This window comes from Providencia sp. wls1922 (assembly GCF_009706505.1).
Taxonomy (GTDB): Bacteria; Pseudomonadota; Gammaproteobacteria; order Enterobacterales; family Enterobacteriaceae; genus Providencia; species Providencia lanzhouensis.
The window spans coordinates 34,198-55,818 of sequence record NZ_WLUG01000051.1 but is presented as its reverse complement, the minus strand read 5'-3'; the positions used below and the strand labels follow the sequence as shown (position 1 = coordinate 55,818).

Sequence of the window (21,621 nt, the reverse complement as noted above, 5' to 3'; positions counted from 1 at the left end):
TAGCCTAAAGGATTAAGGGAGAACAAACACGTTATGAGCCGTAAGCTTAATATCTCACTGGCACAACTTAACTGGCTGGTTGGCGACATCGAAGGCAACTGCGATCGTATGTTGCAAACTGTTGAAGAACAGGCTGAACATACTGATATCGTCATGTTTTCTGAGTTGGCTCTAACAGGGTACTCCCCTGAAGATTTACTCTTCCGCCACGATTTTGAAGAGCGATGCACCACACAATTAAAACGTTTACAACAAGCTAGCGGCCAATGCGGGATTATCGTGGGTCATCCGTGGTACGAAGAGAATGAAATTTATAACGCATTATCATTTTTCTACCAAGGCAAGCTATTAGCCCGTTACTTTAAGCAAGAACTACCTAATTACGGTGTTTTTGATGAGCCTCGTTATTTCACTGCGGCGGAAAAAACCTGCGTGGTGGAATTCAAAGGTTATCAGCTCGGTTTACTGATTTGCGAAGATATTTGGTATGACGAGCCGATTGATGCGGTGAAAGGGGCGGGGGCTGAATTGGTGCTTACCATCAATGCCTCACCATATGATTTAAATAAAGAACACATTCGCAGTGACTTGCTGGTGGAACATGCTCAGCGTACCGGTTTGCCGATTGTTTATCTTAACCAAGTGGGTGGACAGGACGAGCTCGTGTTTGATGGCGGCTCGAAAGTGCTGGCAAATAAAGGCAAGCAAGTCTACCAAATGGCTGAATTTGCAGAGCAAGTGGCAACAGTTACATTTGAAGATGTAAAACTAGTGACTGAGCAGCCGAAGCAACCTGAAGCGTCTCAAATCGCGCAGGTGTATCAAGCATTAGTTCTAGCAACCCGCGATTACATCAACAAAAATGGCTTTAATGGCGCGATTTTAGGATTATCTGGCGGGATAGATTCAGGATTAACTGTGGCGATTGCGGCGGATGCTATCGGTAAAGATCGCGTTCAAGCGGTCATGATGCCGTTCCGTTACACCTCTGAAATGAGCATTCATGATGCTAAAGAGCAGGCGGAATTACTGGGTGTTGAGTTTGATATCGTTTCCATCGAACCGATGTTTGATGCCTTTATGGCACAATTGCAGCCGATGTTTGAAGGGACTCAACCGGATACCACGGAAGAGAATTTACAAGCCCGTTGTCGCGCCGTGATCTTAATGGCGATGTCCAATAAGCGCCGCCGTTTAGTGCTGACGACTAGCAATAAAAGTGAATCTGCAGTTGGGTATTCAACGTTGTATGGCGATATGGCAGGGGGCTTTGATGTCCTGAAAGATGTGCCAAAAACGCTGGTCTTTGAACTGGCTAAATATCGTAATACAATATCGCCAGCAATTCCGCAGCGCGTGATTGATAGACCACCTTCAGCGGAGCTGGCTCCAGGGCAATTAGACCAAGATAGTTTACCGCCATACGATGTGTTAGATGCCATCTTAGACGGTTATGTAGAAAAAGATTTATCTGTGGCTGACCTTATCAAGCTCGGATTTGATAGAGAAATTGTTCGCAAAGTTGTGCGTCTTGTCGATATTAACGAATATAAACGCCGTCAGGCTCCTGTTGGACCGCGGATCACAATGCGTAATTTCGGTAAAGATCGTCGTTATCCGATTACCTCAGGTTTTGGCCGCAAAAACTGGTCATAACAGGAACTGAAAATGAAAAAAATTGATGCAATTATAAAGCCATTCAAACTTGATGATGTGCGCGAAGCGTTAGCCGAAGTGGGGATCACCGGTATGACGGTGACTGAAGTTAAAGGTTTTGGTCGCCAAAAAGGTCACACTGAACTGTATCGCGGTGCAGAATATATGGTGGATTTTTTACCAAAGGTAAAAATTGAAATCGTTGTGCCGGACGATATTGTAGAAAGCTGTGTAGAAACCATTATGCAAACGGCGCAAACCGGCAAAATCGGTGATGGAAAAATCTTTGTGTATGATGTTGCTCGCGTCATTCGTATTCGTACAGGTGAGCAGGACGAAGAAGCGATTTAATTTTGTTCTAGTTGGCGGTTAGTTTTTGGGCTAGCAAGTTAACTAGAATGAAAAATGCGGTAACGGGATAAATATATCTTACATGGGATGATAATATATTTATATGCGAATCCGTTACCGCAAAAATTAAAAATTTATATAAACTAAATCTTTAAAAACAATTCACTATAATGAATAACTGCGATTAATTTAATGGTAATACTTTATGAGGACCAAAACACTCATAATGAATATTATCGGCAGTGACACCCATTTCAATTAGCTGTTTTCCAACATGCTGCATAAAGCCAACTGGTCCACAGAAATAGAATTGCATATTTGGCTGAAGCACTTTCTCTTTGACTTGCGTTAAATCCAGTAATCCACGGTATTGGTAATCTTTACCCTGTTGATCTTGTGGTGCTGGTTGATTAAACCAGACCGCTGAATGACCTTGGGTATGCTGTGACATCAACTGGCTAACTTCTTGATTAAAAGCGTGTACATCCCCATTTTCAGCGGCGTGCAACCAATTCACAGGTGCTTGATGTTGGTGCATAGTGAGGTGGTTAAGCATGCTGAGCATTGGTGTTAAACCGACGCCAGCAGAGATTAAAGTCACTGGCGTTTTCGGTTCTACATCAAGGTAAAAGTCACCGCAAGGTGGCGCTAAACGAACAATATCACCCTCATTGAGATTTTGATGTAAGAAGCCTGAAACGATGCCTTGCTCTTCACGTTTCACCGCAATACGGTAGGTTTTCCCATTTGGCGCAGTAGTGAGTGAATACTGGCGAATCTCTTGATTTTCAAAACTATTTTCATTCAGATACACAGTAATATATTGCCCTGGACGATAATCCGCCACCGCTTTACCATCTATTGGAGTGAGTTCAAAACTGGTGATAACGGCACTTTGAGGCTGTTTTTTAGTGACTTTAAATTCACGTAAACCTTCCCATCCGCCAGATTTTTCCGCATTTTCATGGTAAATCGCGCTTTCACGGTTAATGAAAATATCCGCCAGTACGCCATAAGCTCTTCCCCATGCGTCCAATACTTCCTGACCCGGGCTCAGTAGCTCATCAATCGCAGCAAGCAGGTTTTCCCCGACAATTGGATAATGTTCTGGTTTGATATTTAAGCTGGCGTGTTTTTGCGCAATTTTCTCCACTGCACCAATTAATGCTTCAGGGGTTTCAATATGGATAGCATAGGCACAAATAGCGTTGAATAGGGCTTCACGCTGATCGCCATTCGTTTGATTTCTCATATTGAAAATATCTTTTAGCTCAGGATGTTGTTTGAACATTCTGTCATAAAAGTGAGCGGTTAATTTAGGGCCAGTTGCTGCGATGGCAGGGATGGTGGATTTAATTGTGGCGATAGTTTGTTGATCAAGCATACAGGTACTCCTGAATTATTTTCATAATATTATAAATTTATAAACATGTATTTTGTATGCAACTTATAGTATTTAGCGGGAAATGTAAATAATTAACGCATCAAAAAGTGGGGGAATTCACCGCAAAATTAGAAGTAGCTAGCAAAGTTAGATATTCGTCTCGGTATTATTGAAATGTGCGCTATTATATTTTGTGTTGTTTAAAGGTATCTGAAAGCAAAAAAATTAATGCAATCGTTTGCGTATATTTTTTCTTAGGGGCTATCTCAACGACGAAAAAGAGTTTACACTGTCAGTCATTAAGTTGAATTGATTGTTACCTTATTGAATTGCTGAGGCAGGAGAAGCGAATGTTAAAGCGTGAAATGAATATTGCAGATTACGACCCACAACTGTGGGAAGCAATGGAAAAAGAAGTACAACGTCAAGAAGAACACATTGAATTAATTGCTTCTGAAAACTATACCAGCCCACGAGTTATGCAGGCTCAAGGCTCTCAGCTGACCAATAAGTATGCGGAAGGTTATCCAACTAAACGTTATTATGGTGGTTGTGAATTCGTTGATGTGGTTGAACAATTAGCTATCGACCGCGCAAAAGAGTTATTTGGTGCTGACTACGCAAACGTACAGCCACACTCAGGTTCACAAGCTAACGCTGCCGTCTATATGGCGCTGCTGCAACCAGGTGACACAGTATTAGGTATGAACCTTGCACACGGCGGTCACTTAACTCACGGTTCCCCAGTAAACTTCTCCGGTAAACTGTATAACATCGTTCCTTACGGTATCGATGAAAGCGGTAAAATCGATTACGACGATATCGCGGCTCAAGCGAAAAAACATCAACCTAAAATGATCATCGGCGGCTTCTCCGCATATTCTGGTGTGGTTGATTGGGCTAAAATGCGTGAAATCGCAGACAGCATCGGTGCTTACCTGTTCGTTGATATGGCTCACGTTGCGGGTCTAGTAGCAGCGGGTGTTTATCCTAACCCAGTTCCACATGCTCACGTAGTTACTACAACTACGCATAAAACATTAGCGGGTCCACGTGGTGGTCTGATTTTAGCTAAAGGCGGCGACGAAGACCTGTACAAGCGTTTGAACTCTGCGGTATTCCCAGGTTCGCAAGGCGGTCCTCTGATGCACGTTATCGCAGGTAAAGCGGTAGCACTGAAAGAAGCGATGGAACCTGCGTTCAAAACTTACCAGCAGCAAGTCGCTAAAAATGCGAAAGCAATGGTGGAAGTTTTCCAAAAACGTGGCTTTAAAGTGGTATCTGGCGGTACTGAAAACCACCTGTTCTTGGTTGACTTAGTTGACAAAGATATCACAGGTAAAGACGCTGACGCTGCACTGGGTCGCGCAAATATTACTGTAAACAAAAACAGCGTACCTAATGATCCGAAGAGCCCATTTGTGACTTCTGGTGTACGTATCGGTTCTCCTGCAATTACACGTCGTGGCTTCAATGAAGCAGATGCACGCGAGCTAGCGGGCTGGATGTGTGATATTCTGGATAACCTCAATGACGAAGCGACCATTGAAGCTGTTAAACAGAAAGTATTAGCTATCTGCAAAAAATACCCAGTTTATGCATAATGGCGATATGCCCATAAAGTAAGCTGAATTAGCACGATAAACCCGCTTCTACACTTTGTAAAAGCGGGTTTTTTTGTTGTCAGTTGTAAACCCCTTCATCGAGAGGGGGATATGAAAATAAGGGAGGAGTGATGGTTATTCCATCAACGCGTTGGCTAGCGATTGATTATTTTACCTACTTTTTTGCCTACAGTATTTTCTTACCATTTTGGTCAGTATGGCTACAAGGTGAGGGAATAGATGCAGAAATGATAGGGCTGTTGTTAGGTATCGGGCTTGCGGCGCGTTTTCTCGGTGCTATGTTTATCACCCCCCAAGTCAAAGAGCCTTCCAAGCTGATTAATGCATTACGATTACTGGCGGCGCTTTCCCTGATTTTCTCCATTGGATTTTCGTTCGGCTCCCATTGGGCGTGGCTGATGTTTGTCATGATAGGGTTTAACCTCTTTTTTGCGCCTATGGTGCCATTAGGGGATTCACTGGCAGGAACATGGCAAAAACAGTTTACTTTTGATTATGGCAAAATCCGTGTTTGGGGCTCCATCGCCTTTATTATTGGCTCATCGTCGATGGGCTATTTCGCTGGCGTGTGGGGACATACCTCTATCATGGTAGCGTTGGTGGTAAGCTGCGCCGCTTTATTACTGGGGGCGATGCTAAAACCGGCAATTATGCCCGCAGGTGTGGCAAAAATAGATGGCGCAAATAAGGTCTCCTTCAAACAGCTGATTGCCGATAAAAACGTGCTGTTGTTTTTAATTTGTGTAACGTTATTGCAAGGTGCTCATGCTGCGTATTATGGATTTGCTTCACTGTTCTGGAAAGAAGCGGGTTATTCCGATTTAGTGATCGGTAATTTATGGTCACTGGGTGTGGTGGCAGAAGTGATTGTCTTTATGCTGAGCCATCGATTATTCCGACGTTGGAGCGCACGTAATTTACTCTTATTATCCGCTGTTTGTGGGATTGTCCGCTGGGGAATGATGGGGGCATTTACCGCATTACCAGTTTTAATTATTGTTCAAATCTTACATAGCGGAACCTTCACCGTTTGCCACTTAGCGGCAATGCGCTTTATTAGTGCGCGTAAAGAAAATGAAATCATTCCGCTACAAGGCGCTTATTCTGCATTAGCGACTGGGGGAGGGCTTGCGGTGATCACGATTATGGTCGGTTATATTTATGAACGTATGCCTGAACAACATGGCGTTGTGTTCTATTTGATGGCGCTCTTGGCTGTGCCTGCGCTATTTATTCGACCAAAAGTGACGGCTCAGTCTTAGATTGAAGTTGTCGTAACGCAATAATAAAAAGGGCGCTTAGTTTTCACTAGCGCCCTTTTTAGCAAATTTAACGAGGGTTAAATTAACGTTTTAATGCTTCAGATAATTCATCTTTCATTGCAGCCAGAATATCGCGAACAACGCGTGGGCTGCCTGCGACTAAGTTACCCGATGCTAAATAGTTATGACCACCTACGAAGTCAGTCATGATCCCGCCAGCTTCACGCATGATCAGTTCACCGCCTAAGAAATCCCATGGTTTTAAACCGATTTCAAAGTATGCATCTACACGGCCTGCCGCCACGTAACATAAATCCAGAGCTGCTGAACCTGTGCGACGGAAATCTGCACATTGGTCAAACATTTTGCCCATGATGTTCATGTAGATAGAAGCGTGTTGCTTATGTTTGAATGGGAAGCCTGTTGCGACAACTGCGCCTTCAAGGTCGCGCTTCTCAGCCATACGTAAACGGTAGCCGTTCATTTGAGCGCCTTGTCCACGTACTGCAGTAAATAATTCGTTACGCATTGGGTCATAGACAGCAGCAACCTCTGTACGACCTTTTACGCGCACAGCGATAGAAACTGAGAAGTGAGGGAAACGTTTTGTGAAGTTGGTGGTGCCATCCAGTGGATCAATTACCCATTGAATATCATCATCTTTACCTAATAACTCACCACTTTCTTCAGTGATGATAGTGTGGTCTGGGTAAGATTTACGAATAATATCAACGATGATTTGTTCAGCGTCACGGTCAACGTTAGTGACGAAATCGTTAGCACCCTTTTGGGTTACTGTTACGTTCTGAGGATCTTCATAGTTTTTAGCTATGTAATTACCAGCCTTACGTGCAGCACGTATGGCGATGTTAAGCATCGGATGCATGGGTATTTTCCACTGGGATGTTAAAGAACGAAAATCAAGAGACGCAAAGTATATAGATGTTCGTCACAATAAGCAATTTTGTGTTAGACTCTTGCGATTAATTTTTCATGACAACGTATAAACCATGCTAGAAAATATTCGTATCGTTCTTGTTGAAACCTCACACACTGGCAATATGGGCTCAACCGCTCGAGCAATGAAAACTATGGGGCTTTCAAATCTCTATTTAGTTAATCCACTCGTCGAACCTGATTCCCATGCTATTGCGTTATCCGCGGGAGCAAGTGATGTCATTGGTAATGCAAAAATCGTAAAATCTCTCGATGAAGCATTAGAAGGGTGCAAATTAGTCATTGGTACCAGCGCACGTTCTCGTACACTTTCTTGGCCAATGGTCGAGCCTCGTGAATGTGGCGTGAAATCTGTTGAACAATCAAAAGAGTCACCCGTCGCGATTGTTTTTGGTCGTGAGCGCGTCGGTTTAACCAACGAAGAATTGCAAAAATGTAATTACCATTTGTATATTCCGACCAATCCAGAATATGGTTCGTTGAATTTGGCAATGGCGGTTCAATTAGTTAGCTACGAGATCCGCATGGCGTATTTGGCAATTGCTGAAAAAAATACGCAAACATCGACCGATGATGAGGTAGAATACCCACCGGCTGAAGATTTAGAACGTTTCTATGTTCATCTTGAAAGCGTATTGAATGAATCGGGCTTTATTCGCAAGGCGCATCCAGGGTTAATTATGAATAAACTGCGACGTTTATTTACCCGTGCCCATGTTGAAACCCAAGAGTTGCACATTCTTCGCGGCATTTTGACATCAATGGAAAAATGGGCGAAAAAATGAGGTTAATGCCGTGGTAAAGTGAGCATAATACTTGAGTAAATTAGTCAGGTAAATAGTTGACCAAATTACTCGGGTATGTCACAATTGCTGCATATTTTACCACGGAGTATTTATGTTATGAGACTCACTTCCAAAGGGCGTTACGCAGTAACTGCGATGCTAGATGTCGCGTTACACTCTCAGACAGGTCCAGTACCTTTAGCTGACATTTCTGAACGTCAGGGAATTTCCCTCTCTTATCTTGAGCAACTCTTCTCTCGTTTACGTAAAAACGATTTAGTTTCTAGTGTTCGCGGTCCTGGTGGCGGTTATCTGCTTGGGCGTGATGCTGACCAAATCTTTGTTGCTGAAGTAATTGCTGCGGTTGATGAATCCGTAGATGCAACCCGTTGTCAGGGTAATAAAGAAGGTTGTCAAAATGGCGACCGCTGCTTAACTCACGCATTATGGCGTGACCTAAGTGATAGAATCACCAGTTTTCTCAGCAGCATCAGCCTAGATGAGCTGGTTAAGAATCAAGAAGTTCTGGATGTTGCTGATAGGCAAGATAATGAAAAGCGTAAAACAATGCCGAACGGCATTACGCCAGAATCCATTATCAATGTTCGTGCCTAATATAAAATAGATTATAAATTGCAGTCGATCACCAAATGGTGAAAAAGCCCAACCTATAGCGGCTTGCACCATTGGGATCATTAAAAAATTAAAGGCAAAGTTGTCTTGTCCTTTGGAGTATGTGAGCAATGAAATTACCGATTTATCTAGATTATTCAGCAACTACGCCTGTCGATCCGTGCGTTGCTGAAAAAATGATGCAATGTCTAACAATGGATGGGAATTTTGGTAACCCAGCATCTCGTTCACACCGTTTCGGCTGGCAAGCTGAAGAGGCGGTAGATATTGCTCGTAATCAAATCGCTGAATTAGTGAATGCTGATCCTCGTGAAATCGTCTTCACATCAGGTGCAACAGAATCTGATAACTTAGCTATCAAAGGCGCTGCCCAGTTCTATCAGAAAAAAGGCAAGCACGTCATTACTTGTAAGACAGAACATAAAGCAGTTCTGGATACATGCCGTCAATTAGAGCGTGAAGGTTTTGAAGTGACTTACTTAGCACCTCAAAGCAACGGTTTAATTGACCTGAAAGAGTTAGAAGCGGCAATGCGCGAAGACACCATTTTAGTGTCAATCATGCACGTGAATAACGAAATCGGTATTGTTCAGGACATCGCTACAATCGGCGAATTATGCCGTAGCCGTGGTATCGTATTCCACGTTGATGCCACTCAAAGTGTTGGTAAATTACCTATCGACCTGTCAACGTTAAAAGTTGACCTGATGTCATTCTCTGCACACAAACTGTACGGACCAATGGGTATTGGCGCACTGTATGTTCGTCGTAAACCACGCATTCGTTTGGAAGCACAGCAGCACGGTGGTGGTCATGAACGTGGTATGCGTTCAGGGACTTTACCTGTTCACCAAATCGTGGGCATGGGCGAAGCTTACCGTATCGCTAAAGAAGAAATGGCTCAAGAATCTGAACGTCTGCGTGGTTTACGCTTACGTTTATGGAACGGTATTAAAGATATCGAAGAAGTGTACCTGAACGGTGACTTAGAAAATGGTGCGCCGCACATTCTGAACGTCAGCTTCAACTATGTTGAAGGTGAGTCATTAATGATGTCGCTGAAAGATTTAGCAGTTTCCTCTGGTTCAGCATGTACTTCTGCAAGCTTAGAACCTTCATACGTGCTGCGTGCTTTAGGTATGAATGACGAACTGGCTCATAGCTCAATTCGCTTCTCTTTCGGTCGCTTTACGACTGAAGAAGAAATTGACTATGCAATTAAACAAATTCATGGTGCGATCGGTCACTTACGTGAGCTGTCTCCTTTATGGGATATGTTTAAAGCAGGCGTAGATCTCAACAGCATCGAATGGTCTCACCATTAATCAGACAGTTTCAGGAGTTTAAAAATGGCTTACAGCGAAAAAGTTATCGATCATTATGAAAATCCACGTAACGTCGGTTCATTTGATAACAATGATCCAAGCGTGGGTAGCGGTATGGTAGGTGCACCTGCTTGTGGTGACGTTATGAAGTTACAAATCAAAGTAAATGATGACGGTATCATCGAAGATGCACGCTTTAAAACCTATGGTTGCGGCTCTGCAATTGCATCAAGTTCACTGGTAACTGAGTGGATGAAAGGCAAAAGCTTAGACGAAGCTGAGTCAATCAAAAATACAGCGATCGCAGAAGAGTTAGAATTACCGCCAGTGAAAATTCACTGCTCAATTCTGGCTGAAGATGCAATTAAAGCTGCTATTGCTGATTACAAAAGCAAACGCCAAGGCAAATAATAGATAAATATCAGTTAGTAAGGGCTGTACCTTAGAGCATATAAACAACAAAAATAGACAGCCCACGACTGATAGTTAAACTCAAATTAATTAAAGATGTATTTATTATGCAACTTTAAATATAATGAGTTGTACCGATGATTTGAAGGCGGATGCTAATAATTTCTAGCATCTGCCTTGTTTGTTTCTAAAGTGAGGTTTGCAATGTCGATTTCTCTTACTGAAAGTGCAGCGCAACGAATTCAATCTTTTTTGAATAATCGTGGTAAAGGTGAAGGCTTGCGTTTGGGTGTAAGAACTTCAGGTTGCTCGGGAATGGCATACGTGCTTGAATTCGCTGATGTAATTAATGAAGAAGACACCGTTTTTGAAGACAAAGGTGTTAAAGTCATCGTCGATGGCAAAAGCATGGTTTATTTAGACGGCACTGAGCTGGATTTCGTAAAAGAAGGCTTAAACGAAGGGTTTAAATTTAATAACCCTAACGTTAACAGTGAATGCGGATGCGGTGAAAGTTTTCACGTATAATGTCTTCAAATGAGCATGATTTTGACCAATGTAACTAACGTGGCGTTAATGACCACATGATCTTTAGCTAAGCTTAGCTACATTGGTACCCGGTTCGAGAAACTGAGCACTTATGGATTACTTTACTCTTTTTGGGTTAACCCCTAATTACGCGATTGATAGTGAGCAACTCACACATCGCTTTCAAGAATTACAGCGACAATATCATCCCGATCGCTTTGCAACCTGTTCAGAACAGGAAAAAATGCAAGCACTACAACATGCTGCAACTATCAATGCGGCATATCAATCCCTTCGTCATCCGCTGAAACGTGCGGAATATATGCTGTTACTACATGGTTTTGATATAAATAACGAACAACATACCATGCATGACACCGCATTTCTGATGGAGCAACTCGAATTACGCGAAGAGTTAGATAACATCGAAAATAGCCCACAAGCCCTTGAACGGGTGTCTGCCTTTATGAAAAATGTCAAACAAATGCAGCAGACGCGCAGCGCTTTGATGGTTTCAGAACTCGATGCGATGCAGTGGGAAAAAGCCGCTGATACCGTCCGAAAATTGCGTTTTCTCGATAAGTTACAGCAACAAGCTGAGCAACTCGAAGAACGGTTACTAGACGACTTTTAAGAGAAAACGATTATGTCTTTATTGCAAATTAGCGAACCAGGAATGACTGCCGCGCCGCACCAACGCAAGTTGGCTGCAGGGATCGATCTTGGTACAACACACTCTCTGATTGCCACTGTTCGTAGTGGTGAAGCTGCTGCATTGCCCGATGAAAAAGGGCGCTATTTGCTTCCTTCTGTAGTCAATTATCAAGCAGATAACCGCATTGTGGGTTGGGAAGCGAAACAGTTATCCGAACAAGATCCTGTCAACACCGTGATTTCGGTGAAACGCATGATGGGGCGTTCATTAGCAGATATTCAAAAACGTTACCCGGATTTACCTTATCAGCTAACTGCTAGCGAAAATGGTTTACCATTTATTCAAACGGCAGCAGGGCAAGTGGATCCTATTCAAGTTTCTGCTGACATTTTAAAAACGTTGGCAAAACGCGCAGAGCAAACTCTTGGCGGTGAAATGGATGGCGTGGTGATCACGGTTCCAGCTTACTTCGACGATGCCCAGCGTCAAGGCACCAAAGATGCAGCTCGTTTGGCGGGCTTGCATGTTTTGCGTTTATTGAATGAACCTACTGCCGCCGCGATTGCTTATGGCTTAGATTCCGGTCAAGAAGGGGTTATCGCCGTTTATGATTTAGGTGGCGGCACATTTGACGTGTCGATTTTACGCCTGAGCCGCGGTGTCTTTGAAGTGTTGGCAACAGGTGGTGACACGGCGTTGGGTGGCGATGATTTTGACCACGTATTAGCGCAGTGGATTGCACAGCAAGCGGGGCTTTCCATTCAGGGTGATCACCATTTAACGCGCCAATTATTGAACATTGCCACCGAAACAAAAATCGCATTAAGTGACGCTGATTCCGCGACAATCACTTTGCCAAATTGGCAGGGTACAGTGAGCCGTGAAACGTTTGAATCGCTGATTGAAACCCATATTAAACGCACATTAATGGCATGTCGCCGTGCCTTAAAAGATGCTGGCGTAGAAAATGATGACGTCTTAAATGTGGTAATGGTCGGTGGTTCGACTCGCGTACCATTAGTTCGTGAAAAAGTGGGTGAGTTTTTTGGTCGTACACCATTAACCTCCATCGACCCAGATAAAGTCGTGGCTATCGGCGCTGCAATTCAAGCAGATATTTTAGTGGGTAATAAGCCAGACAGCGACATGCTGCTATTGGATGTTATCCCGCTATCATTAGGTTTGGAAACCATGGGCGGTTTGGTGGAAAAAGTGATCCCACGAAATACCACCATCCCTGTCGCTCGTGCGCAAGAGTTCACAACATTTAAAGATGGACAAACCGCCATGAGCGTTCACGTTGTACAAGGTGAGCGTGAAATGGTTTCGGATTGCCGTTCATTAGCGCGCTTTACGCTGCGTGACATTCCGCCAATGGCGGCAGGTGGCGCACATATTCGTGTCACATTCCAAGTGGATGCAGATGGTTTACTCAGTGTGAGTGCCATGGAAAAATCCACGGGTGTTGCCGCATCGATTCAAGTTAAGCCATCCTACGGTTTAACTGACACCGAAATTTCAACCATGATTAAAGATTCAATGACTAACGCGCAAGATGATTTAAATGCGCGCCGCCTAGCGGAGCAAAAAGTTGAAGCGGCAAGAGTGCTTGAAAGTTTAACGAGCGCATTAGAGCAAGATGCACATTTACTGACTCCAACCGAAGAGTCAGAAATTGATAATGCGGTCAATGAGTTAATCCAAGCAGTAGAAGGTACAGACCCTACTGTTATTGAAAATGCAATTAAACAACTGGATAAGAAATCCCAAGAATTTGCCGCTCGCCGAATGGATGCATCTATTCGCCAGGCGCTGTCAGGCCATTCTGTGGATGAGATATAATTATGCCTAAAATCGTTTTTTTACCTCATAGTACGTTATGTCCGGAAGGTGCTGTAGTCGAAGCGCAAGAGGGCGAATCTATTTTAGACGTAGCACTGCGCAATGGAATTGAAATCGACCATGCCTGCGAAAAATCCTGTGCATGTACAACCTGTCACTGCATCGTTCGTGAAGGCTTTGACTCTCTCGAAGAAAGCAGCGAACTCGAAGATGACATGCTAGACAAAGCCTGGGGCCTAGAGCCAGAAAGCCGTTTAAGCTGTCAAGCACGTGTTGCGGATGAAGACCTCGTTGTGGATATTCCGAAGTATACGATTAACCACGCTCGCGAGCACTGATGCTCGTCATATTTCGCACTGTAGCGTTGTTAGCTGCATTCGTTAACCCTAGTCACATACTTGTGTATGTTTCTAGGGATTATCTGCTTTACCGCCTAGGCTCGTCATAGTTCGCACTGTAGCGTTGTTGGCTACATTCGTTAACCCTAGTCACATACTTGTGTATGCTCCTAGGGATTAACTATTTTGCCGCCTAGCTACAGCGCGAACTATTTAGAGCGGTATAATCCCAAAAACTGACTTTGTATAATTTGGAAAGAATATGAGCCTAAAATGGACAAACAGTCGTGAAATCGGTGAAGCGCTCTATGATGCTTACCCGGATACAGACCCAAAAACCGTGCGTTTCACGGATATGCATCAATGGATCTGCGACTTAGAAGATTTTGAGGATGACCCGCAAAAATCTAACGAAAAAATCCTCGAAGCTATTCTATTAGTCTGGCTGGACGAGTACGAATAAGTTTCGTGGATAAAAAACCGGATAGCGCTGAATAGGTTGCATCCGGTTTTTTTTCGTCTGTAACAGACTGCATAAGAAATTAAAATGATTCAAAAGAACCTATTAGTCTGATAGAAACTAAACTCAATAACGTTGCCATTTTTAGGGTGTAGTTGGCGAATTAGCAAAGATTGATAGCAGAAAGTGATAAGCTAAATTCAAGATCCCGCAATAATCAACTTAGTGGATAAAGTGAGAAGAATAATGACCAAACAAATTATGCCAGTCATGATTACATGCGAAGCTGCGGCACCATGCTGGGGTGAAGGCGCTCTATTAAGTTCAAACGATAAAGGCATGACTATCCACCTTAAGCATCCGGGTAAGCTGTGTGCTGTACAAAGTGCTGGTCGTAAGTTAGATAGCCAAGGCATTCGCAATGTTTCATTAACAGGCGAAGGTTGGGACTTAGAAAAAAGTTGGGCATTTTGGCAAGGTTTCCGCGCACCAAAAGGGGCGAGAACTATCGAATGGCCAGCATTGCAAGAAGCGGATCGCAAAGAATTAGAACAGCGCATCAATACCATTGATTGGGTTCGCGATATTATCAATGCGCCAGCAGAAGAATTAGGTCCAGAGCAACTGGCTCAACGTTCAATCGATTTACTGTGCAAAGTAGGCGCTCAAGATATCAGCTACCGCATTGTCAAAGGCGATGACCTATTAGAGCAAGGTTATGCAGGTATTCATACTGTGGGTCGTGGGTCTAGCCGTCCTCCAGTATTGCTGGCATTGGATTACAACCCAGGTAAAGATGAGAAAGCGCCTGTATTCGCCTGTTTAGTCGGTAAAGGCATTACCTTCGATTCAGGGGGTTATAGCATTAAGCCATCTGCTTCAATGAACTCAATGAAAGCAGATATGGGCGGCGCAGCAACATTAGTGGGTTCTTTAGCGCTGGCGATCACGCGTGGTTTAAACAAACGCGTAAAATTATTCCTGTGTATCGCAGACAACATGGTTAGCGGCAATGCCTTTAAATTAGGGGATATTATCCGTTATCGTAATGGCAAATCTGTTGAAATCATGAACACAGATGCTGAAGGGCGTTTAGTCTTAGCGGATGGTTTAATTGATGCAAGCAAAGAGAAACCAACGTTATTAATCGATGCGGCAACCTTAACTGGGGCTGCGAAAACAGCTGTGGGTAATGACTACCACTCGGTACTGAGCTTTGATGACAAATTAGTGGCAGAATTAATGTCAGCATCAGATGAAGAGTTCGAGTTATTCTGGCGCTTACCATTAGCTGAATTCCATCGTCAACAACTGCCTTCTGGTTTTGCTGACCTGAACAATATTGCAGCGCCTTCGCATACTGCGGGTGCAAGCACTGCGGCAGCCTTCTTGTCTCACTTTGTTGAAAATTATCGTCAAAACTGGGTACATATCGATTGTTCAGCAACTTACCGTAAATCGCCAGTGAGCTTATGGGCTGAAGGGGCAACCGGTATTGGTGTGAGAACATTAGCTAACTTACTTCTCAAAAAATCAAAATAATTCGCGTTATAATGAAATCGCAGTGGTGCAGTCAATGCAGCCTGCGATTTTTTCTTTAACATGAATGGTTTTTGAATTTAGACGATATTATTTTTGGTTGTAGAGGATATTGAATGACGCAACAATCCCAAAACCTAACAACAGACTCGCAATCCGATGTTCAGTTTACTGAACTCACGGTGCCAGAAGGCTCTTCATTAAAATTAAGCGTTCTCGAACAAGAACCTGAAGAATTGACAGCGGCGCTCAGTGAATTTTTTAAACAACATAAAGTCGTACGACGCGCGTTTATTGTTTCGGTCCAAGAAGCAGAAGATGAACAATTTGATGATATTTTGATGATAGCGTTGGAATTTGTTCCAGGCGCAGAAAATATCGATGAAATTATTCAAGAAGCTGGCGCAACCGCATGCGAATATATTGATGAGGATGAATCCATTGATTTTTGCATCGTTAACGAAGACGAAAAAGGGTTAAGCCACTTTATTACCCAGCACGTTGCGCCATTTTATCAACGCCGCTTAGGCAGCTTTTTGCGCGACAGTATTCCCATCAAAAATACCTAATTCTCTCCTTACTCAAAATAAAGACCGGACTTCTCCGCGTCTTTATTTTTTCATGCTGTTTTTTCCGTTTTGTCTGATAGGTGTTGGTGTTACATTCTGTTAAATTATGTATTCAATTAATGCGCATACTTATTATTGCGGATTACACACTAAGCTCAATCATCGCAACGTATTTAAGTTCAAGGATTTTCTTGGGCTTCATGAACATAATAAATTAACTTAATAAGGGATGGGGCGGTAATGAAACAACAATCAAGTTGGACTTCATTGGCGGGTCTAAAAACGAAAAAGCGTTATGTAGCATTAGCCTTAGCGTCCGTTATGGCATTAGCGGGCTGCGATAATACTGACGATACCACGAAAAAAGAGGGTAATGTCTCAACCTCAGCGGCAGAAACGAGTACCAAAACGGCGCCCGTTGCAGAACAAAAACAGGCTGCGCCTAAGCTTTCCAATGACGAGTTAGCGAAGAAATATGCCGGGAAAGATCTGGAAATTTTGGATGCCTCGGAATTGCAGCTAGATGGTGCAAGCGCCATGGTCGTGACATTCTCGGTGCCTTTACAACCAAATCAAAACTTTGGTCAATATTTGAATCTGGTGGATGTGAAATCAGGCAAGCTGGATGGAGATTGGGAGTTATCTGATAACCAGATGGAATTACGCTTCCGCCATTTACCGCCATCGAAAGAATTAAACCTTTCGGTTAATCCGGGAGTGAAAGCGGTCAACGAACGTACCATCAACAACAGCTTTGAGAAGAAATTCCAAACGGCGCAAATTATTCCAACCGTTGGGTTCGCAAGTAAAGGCTCTTTACTGCCAAGCAAAGTTGCCCAAGGCTTGCCTGTCATCGCGCTGAACGTGGATAAAATCGACGTAAATTTCTTCCGTGTCGATGAAAAACAATTACCGCAATTCCTCGCGATGTGGCAATACCGCAGTAACTATGAATATTGGTATTCCGATGAATTCCTCGACAAAGTCGAATTAGCCTATACCGGGCGTTTCGATTTAAACCCAGATAAAAACACCCGCCAATCCATTCTGTTGCCATTAAAAGATATCAAAGAGTTGCAACAAGATGGCGTTTATTTAGCGATCATGCAAAAAGCGGGTAGCTACAGTTATCAATTCCCTGCGACAGTCTTTACGCTTAGTGATATCGGCGTGTCATTACATAGCTACCATGATCGTGTGGATATTTTCACCCAATCATTAGCCAAAGGTTCGGCGATTAAAGGCGTCGAGCTGCGGATTTTGGATGAAAAAGGTCAATTAGTGACCAAAGGCACGACTGATGGTGACGGTCATGCTCAGTTAGACAAACTGGCTGGCGGCAAATTATTACTGGCAACCCACGAAGGGCAAACCAGTATGATTGACTTGACTCAACCCGCATTAGACCTGTCTGAGTTTGATATTTCAGGTCCTTCAGGCTATGCAAAACAGTTCTTTGTGTTCGGTCCTCGTGATTTATATCGTCCGGGCGAATTACTGCTAGTGAATGGTTTACTGCGTGATGGTGATGGTCAGCCAGTGAAATCTCAGCCAGTCAAAGTGGATGTCTTAAAGACGGATGGTCAGGTCTACAAGAGCTTTGTATGGCAAGGGGATGAAAAACAAGATGGTTTGTATCAGTATCAGCTAGAGATCCCGAAAAATGCTGAAACGGGTGGTTGGTCGCTGCGTTTTGATTTAGGTGATGGTTCACCACTGCGTTATTACAAATTCAATGTTGAAGATTTTATGCCAGAGCGTATGGCGCTGGATATTACAGGTAGTGAAAAGCCAGTATTAAGTTCGCAGCCCGTTGACTTTGACATTAAAGGTCGTTACCTCTACGGCGCCCCAGCAGCGGATAATCAGTTGCAAGGTCAAGTGTTGCTGAAAGCTAATCGTGAAGCGGTTGCGAAATTGCCAGGCTTTGAATTCGGTGCGACGAATGAAGAAGGCTTACCGCGTAAGCTGGATGAGTTTGACTTAACCTTAGATGGTAGCGGTGAAACAGTGATCTCCTTACCGCAAAGCAACTGGGAATCAACGCGCTCTCCAATTACAGCAGTTCTGCAAGCTAGCTTATTAGAAGCAGGCGGTCGTCCTGTGACTCGCCGTGCTGAGCAAGCGATTTGGCCAGCGAAAAAATTAGTGGGTATTCGTCCTCTCTTTGAGAAAAAAGAGATCTACGATTACCGTACAGACCGCTACGCGAAGCGTTATAACGTCGATGAAAATTCATTAGCTGAGTTTGAAATTGTCATGTCAGATATGGCAGGGCACAAACTGGCAGCGGAAAACCTGACTGCGCGTTTAGTGTATGAGCGTCGCGATTACTACTGGAGCTGGTCAGAAAGCGGTGGTTGGGTTTCTAACTACGATCAGAAAGATCTCGTGGTGGCGAATGAAAATATTTCTATCGCCAAAGATGGCACCGCGAAGATCTCATTCCCAGTGGATTGGGGCTCATTCCGTTTAGAAATTACCAACCCTGAAAATGAGTTAGTCAGCAGCATTCAATTCTGGGCAGGCTTCTCTTGGCAAGATAATACCGGAGGCAGCGGTTCTGTTCGCCCTGACCAAGTGAAATTAAGCTTGAACAAGCCAGCATACTTACCGGGTGAAAAAGCCAAAGTCCGTATCGAAGCGCCAAAAGCAGGTAAAGGTTACATTCTGCTTGAATCGAGTAGCGCGCCATTATGGTGGCAGGAAATTGATGTTCCAGCGGGCGGGTTAGATGTGGAAGTGCCGGTGAATAAAGAGTGGGCGCGCCATGATTTATATATCTCTGCGGTGGTTGTTCGCCCAGGAGATGACTCCAAAGAGGCGACCGTTAAACGCGCTGTTGGGGTATTGCATCTGCCGCTAGCTGATGAAAATCGTAAGATTTCACTGGCGCTGAACGCACCGACAAAAATGCGTCCAAATGAAGATCTGAAAGTGAAGATCAAAGCTACTGCTCAAGATGGCAAGCCACTGCCTGAAAAAGTGAACGTGTTGCTGTCTGCGGTGGATACGGGCGTCCTGAATATCACCGATTTCAAAACACCAGACCCATACGATGCTTTCTTTGGGCGTAAACGCTACAGCGTTGACCAATATGATGTGTATGGTCACTTAATTGAAGGTCAAGGTAAGTTAGCCAACCTGCGCTTTGGTGGTGATGGTGAAGATGCAGCGCTGGAGCGTGGTGGCATGAAGCCTCTGACAGAGGTACAAATCATTGCGGAACAAGCGCAACCTGTCATCTTAGACAAAAATGGCGAAGGCGAAATTACGCTGGCAATTCCTGATTTTAATGGCGAATTGCGTTTAATGGCACAAGCATGGAACCAAAAAGATTTTGGTCATGCAGACAGTAAGGTCGTTGTTGCGGCACCATTAGTGACGCAAATGTCGATGCCTCGATTTATGGCGGGTGGCGATAAATCTTACTTCGCGTTAGATCTTACCAATATGACCGACAACACGCAGAATGTGACCGTCACATTTAAAGCGTCGGGCATGGTGAAATTAGACGGTGCACCAACTCGTGATATTGAACTGACCAAAGGCAAACGTACCACAGTGACATTGCCAGTCAGTGCTGATTATGGCTTTGGTGAAGGCGAAGTCTCCATGACTATCAACGGCGTAAAAGTCGAAGGGGAAGCGGAGAAAGAGTACAAAAACAGTTGGAAAGTTGGCGTGCGTCCAGCACAACCAGCCGAAACCGTGGCATTTGCTACCGCGATCGAACCGGGTGAAATTTGGTCATTACCAACCAACGATTTTGCTTATTTACAGCAAGATACGCTGGAAGGGCAAGTGCTGTTAACGAGCCGTCCGCCGCTGCAAATTGCACGCTATATTCGTGAGCTGTTTGCGTATCCATACGGCTGTTTAGAACAAACAGTGAGCGGGCTGTATCCATCACTGTTCTCGACACAAGCTGAACTGCAAAAACTGGGTATTAATTCACAAACTGACGCAGATCGCCATAAAGCGATTGAGTTAGGCATCCCGCACTTACTGAGCATGCAGCGTGATGACGGTAGCTTCTCTCTATGGGATAAAATGGGGCGTGAAGAGTATTGGTTAACTGCGTATGCGACGGATTTCTTAAACAAAGCGAACCAACGTGGTTTCTCCGTACCGCAAAGTGCATTGAATAACGCTAACGCACGCCTGTTAAGTTACCTGCAAGATGGTAGTCAAGTGAGTTATCCGTACACGGATCAGCCAGACGCATCCCGTTTTGCGATCCAAGCCTATGCGGGCTTAGTGCTAGCAACTCAGCAAAAAGCACCATTAGGGGCACTGCGTCAAATCTATGGTCAAGCTAACAATGCGACCAGCGGTTTAGCGTTAGTTCAACTGGGGGTTGCATTAAACCTGATGGGTGATAAAGCGCGTGGTGAAAGTGCCATTATTGATGGTATGAAGAAACAAAGTGCACGTTACAGCAGTATTGGTGATTACGGCTCAGCTATCCGTGATGATGCGATGATCGTGGCATTACTGAATGAATATAACTTAATGCCAAAATCTCGTGACCAAAAATTGCAAACGCTGTCTAACAATCTGACTTCGCAGAAGTATTTCTCGACTCAAGAGAGCAATGCCCTGTACTTAGCGGGTCGTTTCTATGCCAATGAGACAGAAACACCATGGAAAGCGCTAGTGAATGGTCAAGAGCCTCCATTGGTTTCAGATAAACCAGTGAGTGAGTTCTTAACTAAACAACAGCTAGTGAATGGTTATAGTGTTGAAAACAGCGGTACCAGCACACTGTATACTCGTTTGAATGTTGTCGGCTATCCGATGCGTTCACCGAAGCCATATTCAAATGTGCTGGATATCAAACGCAGTTACTACGATATGAAAGGCAACCGTATTTCAATCGATAGATTAAGAAGCGGCGAAATGGTAGTGGTGAAGTTGGAAGTGAATGCCAACCAAACTGTCCCTGATGCATTGGTGGTGGATTTATTACCTGCGGGCTTAGAGTTGGAAAACCAAAACTTAGCCAATAGCAGCGCTAACCTCAGTGAATCAGCGCCAAATCTGCAAGAGATGATTGATGATATGCAGCAATCGCAAATTCGTCACATGGAATACCGTGATGACCGTTTTGTGGCGGCAGTGGAAGTTCAGCAATATCGTCCAACCACACTGGTTTACTTAGCTCGCGCGGTTACGCCGGGTGTGTATAACAAACCAGTGCCACAGGTGGAATCCATGTATGTGCCAGAATGGCGTGCAACGGGTTACTCCGATGGTCAGTTGGAAGTGGTTCGTTAATTAATATTAAATTAGAGAATC

Annotated in this window: 18 protein-coding genes; 16 read left to right on the top strand and 2 right to left on the bottom strand. The window is 44.0% G+C overall.

Annotation, left to right across the window (positions count from 1 at the left end):
* Nucleotides 1-33 precede the first annotated feature (33 nt).
* Complete coding sequence (locus GKR71_RS04190; RefSeq protein ID WP_154609825.1) at nt 34-1,656, top strand: NAD+ synthase; 1,623 nt, start codon at nt 34-36, stop codon at nt 1,654-1,656.
* A gap of 12 nt (nt 1,657-1,668) precedes the next feature.
* Complete coding sequence (gene glnB / locus GKR71_RS04185; protein ID WP_004921424.1) at nt 1,669-2,007, top strand: nitrogen regulatory protein P-II; 339 nt, start codon at nt 1,669-1,671, stop codon at nt 2,005-2,007.
* Nucleotides 2,008-2,191: 184 nt separating this feature from the next.
* Here the strand turns inward: glnB and hmpA are convergent, their stop codons facing one another.
* On the bottom strand, nt 2,192-3,391 hold the full coding sequence (gene hmpA / locus GKR71_RS04180; protein ID WP_036949467.1) for an NO-inducible flavohemoprotein: 1,200 nt from the start codon (nt 3,389-3,391) through the stop codon (nt 2,192-2,194).
* Nucleotides 3,392-3,741: 350 nt separating this feature from the next.
* Between hmpA and glyA the strand changes: the two genes are divergently transcribed.
* Nucleotides 3,742-4,995 (top strand): serine hydroxymethyltransferase, encoded by a 1,254-nt coding sequence (glyA, locus tag GKR71_RS04175; RefSeq protein WP_036949469.1) that lies wholly within the window; start codon nt 3,742-3,744, stop codon nt 4,993-4,995.
* A 131-nt stretch (nt 4,996-5,126) separates the two neighbouring features.
* Complete coding sequence (locus GKR71_RS04170; RefSeq protein WP_036949471.1) at nt 5,127-6,278, top strand: 3-phenylpropionate MFS transporter; 1,152 nt, start codon at nt 5,127-5,129, stop codon at nt 6,276-6,278.
* Between the two features lie 82 nt (nt 6,279-6,360).
* On the opposite strand, the gene suhB is transcribed toward GKR71_RS04170, so the two are convergent.
* Entirely contained in the window at nt 6,361-7,164 is an 804-nt protein-coding gene (gene suhB, locus GKR71_RS04165; RefSeq protein WP_108478536.1) for an inositol-1-monophosphatase, read from the bottom strand.
* Between the two features lie 124 nt (nt 7,165-7,288).
* Here suhB and trmJ point away from each other — a divergent pair, with 124 nt between their 5' ends.
* From trmJ to GKR71_RS04105, 12 genes are all read left to right on the top strand, one after another.
* Entirely contained in the window at nt 7,289-8,020 is a 732-nt protein-coding gene (gene trmJ, locus GKR71_RS04160) for a tRNA (cytosine(32)/uridine(32)-2'-O)-methyltransferase TrmJ (RefSeq protein ID WP_036949475.1), read from the top strand.
* 117 nt (nt 8,021-8,137) lie between these two features.
* Nucleotides 8,138-8,635: a Fe-S cluster assembly transcriptional regulator IscR gene (gene iscR / locus GKR71_RS04155; RefSeq protein WP_036949477.1), complete on the top strand. Its 498-nt coding sequence runs from the start codon at nt 8,138-8,140 to the stop codon at nt 8,633-8,635.
* A 128-nt stretch (nt 8,636-8,763) separates the two neighbouring features.
* The gene (locus GKR71_RS04150) at nt 8,764-9,978 is read left to right on the top strand and encodes an IscS subfamily cysteine desulfurase (protein WP_154633967.1); all 1,215 of its coding nucleotides are present in this window, start codon (nt 8,764-8,766) and stop codon (nt 9,976-9,978) included.
* A 24-nt stretch (nt 9,979-10,002) separates the two neighbouring features.
* Complete coding sequence (gene iscU / locus GKR71_RS04145; RefSeq protein WP_036949481.1) at nt 10,003-10,389, top strand: Fe-S cluster assembly scaffold IscU; 387 nt, start codon at nt 10,003-10,005, stop codon at nt 10,387-10,389.
* 204 nt (nt 10,390-10,593) lie between these two features.
* Entirely contained in the window at nt 10,594-10,917 is a 324-nt protein-coding gene (iscA, locus tag GKR71_RS04140) for an iron-sulfur cluster assembly protein IscA (protein ID WP_036949483.1), read from the top strand.
* Nucleotides 10,918-11,029: 112 nt separating this feature from the next.
* Complete coding sequence (gene hscB / locus GKR71_RS04135) at nt 11,030-11,551, top strand: co-chaperone HscB (RefSeq protein WP_036949485.1); 522 nt, start codon at nt 11,030-11,032, stop codon at nt 11,549-11,551.
* Between the two features lie 12 nt (nt 11,552-11,563).
* A complete protein-coding gene (gene hscA / locus GKR71_RS04130; RefSeq protein WP_154633966.1) occupies nt 11,564-13,414 on the top strand; it encodes a Fe-S protein assembly chaperone HscA in 1,851 nt (616 codons plus the stop codon).
* A 2-nt stretch (nt 13,415-13,416) separates the two neighbouring features.
* Nucleotides 13,417-13,752: an ISC system 2Fe-2S type ferredoxin gene (gene fdx / locus GKR71_RS04125; RefSeq protein WP_036949488.1), complete on the top strand. Its 336-nt coding sequence runs from the start codon at nt 13,417-13,419 to the stop codon at nt 13,750-13,752.
* A gap of 262 nt (nt 13,753-14,014) precedes the next feature.
* Nucleotides 14,015-14,215 carry a Fe-S cluster assembly protein IscX gene (gene iscX, locus GKR71_RS04120; RefSeq protein WP_006661301.1) on the top strand — a complete coding sequence of 67 codons (201 nt, stop codon included), beginning with the start codon at nt 14,015-14,017 and terminating at the stop codon, nt 14,213-14,215.
* Nucleotides 14,216-14,458: 243 nt separating this feature from the next.
* Nucleotides 14,459-15,754, top strand: a complete 1,296-nt coding sequence (gene pepB, locus GKR71_RS04115) for an aminopeptidase PepB (RefSeq protein ID WP_036949490.1) — start codon at nt 14,459-14,461, stop codon at nt 15,752-15,754.
* A 113-nt stretch (nt 15,755-15,867) separates the two neighbouring features.
* Nucleotides 15,868-16,320, top strand: coding sequence for an enhanced serine sensitivity protein SseB C-terminal domain-containing protein (locus GKR71_RS04110; protein ID WP_036949492.1), 453 nt, complete (start codon nt 15,868-15,870; stop codon nt 16,318-16,320).
* Between the two features lie 240 nt (nt 16,321-16,560).
* A complete protein-coding gene (locus GKR71_RS04105; protein ID WP_036949493.1) occupies nt 16,561-21,600 on the top strand; it encodes an alpha-2-macroglobulin family protein in 5,040 nt (1,679 codons plus the stop codon).
* Nucleotides 21,601-21,621: the final 21 nt, after the last annotated feature.